This window comes from Paenibacillus sp. P3E, from assembly GCF_001909045.1.
Classification (GTDB): Bacteria; Bacillota; Bacilli; order Paenibacillales; family Paenibacillaceae; genus Paenibacillus_AQ; species Paenibacillus_AQ helianthi.
The window spans coordinates 1-1,411 of the sequence record NZ_LVWH01000106.1; the positions used below are offsets into that span (position 1 = coordinate 1).

Genomic DNA, 1,411 nt, shown 5'->3' on the forward strand with positions numbered 1-1,411 from the left:
TAAAGGAGCAAGAAACGGCGTCCACCTCCTGAGAGGCCGAACGAAGGAATGTAAGGGCAAAGACCCCGCGTGACATGGGAGGGTAAGCCGTCAGGAGACAGGTGTGGATATCCAAAGTGCGATCACAGAACGTATCCTTGGGTTGGGGATGAATCCCCCGCTCTCTATTCCCGCCACCGGCTTCACCAGAAAATAATGTCATCCTTACATGACTTCTCCAGCTCTCAATCTGTCTATGGCTGAAAATCTTAGAACGAGTGAGTAAACAAGAGTATTTATTAATTTATAGTGGGAGGAAAATGTATGGAATTGAATGTTAGGACTTTTTTTCCATCTACCGAAAGGTGCTTTCGGAACTTGCCTGGATGATATTATAGCTACAATTTCATCATGGTGTAATCAAGACTTCAGACTTATATACTCTGACTCTTGGCAGTTTAATTATAAATCAAGCAGGACGGGGCCATTGTCAACAAGGCTGCCTACATGGTCATTGGCATTGATCTGGACGGAAACAAAGACGTGCTGGGCATGTGGATTGGTGAGAATGAGTCCTCCAAGTTCTTGCTGAGTGTGCTGAATGAACTTAAGAATCGCGGAGTGGGGGACATTCTCATTATCTGCGTGGATAACCTGTCTGGATTCTCTCAAGCGATTGCAGCCTGCTACCCCCAAACTGAAATTCAGAAGTGTATTATTCACCAAATCCGCAGCTCCACGCGGTACGTGTCTTACAAGGACATTAAGAAAGTGACCGCCGACTTAAAGCCTATTTACAAGGCAGCTACCGAGGAGGACGCCTTGCTTGAACTCGACCGTTTTGAGGAAGTCTGGGGAGCGAAGTATCCCCTCATTATCCGTTCTTGGCGGACCCATTGGGACGAACTCGCTACCTTTTTCAAGTACCCGCCTGAGATACGCAAACTCATCTACACCACCAATATGATTGAGAGTTACCACCGCCAGCTTCGTAAAGTGACGAAGGGAAAAAGCATCTTTCCCACGGATGAAGCGTTGCTTAAGATGCTCTACCTAGCCACCGTGGACGTCACTCGCAAATGGACAGGACGTGTCCAAAACTGGGGACAAATGCTGCTCCAGCTTTCGGTCTTTTTCCCGGATCGAGTCGGTCAACATTTGCGTTAGAATCGCGAATTCCCCCTCGGGGGAATCTGTGCTTAAAAGAGTTTACACAAAATTATTGACAGACCCTATCCTTGTCAGGTATTCACCTACGCCTTATTTATATAAAACAACTTAGCTACTCTCCGAAATAGTTCTGCAATATAAGTTTTAATTCAGCTCTTATTTTATAACAATATCCTTTTCCGAAATCTAGAAAAACCTTTCCTCTTTCTTCACGATAAAGACCATCTAAGATTTTGATTCATCTCTAGTCCTAGAATTTTAT

Annotated in this window: 1 protein-coding gene and 1 pseudogene; one reads left to right on the top strand and one right to left on the bottom strand. The window is 44.9% G+C overall.

What is annotated here, in order from left to right:
* A partial coding sequence (locus A3842_RS32930) for a hypothetical protein (protein WP_218618674.1) occupies positions 1 to 202 on the bottom strand: 202 nt, incomplete at its 3' end.
* Between the two features lie 281 nt (positions 203 to 483).
* On the opposite strand from A3842_RS32930, the pseudogene A3842_RS10125 reads away from it, so the two are divergent.
* A pseudogene (locus tag A3842_RS10125) lies at positions 484 to 1,146 on the top strand (IS256 family transposase); the annotation flags it as partial.
* Between the last annotated feature and the right edge of the window lie 265 nt (positions 1,147 to 1,411).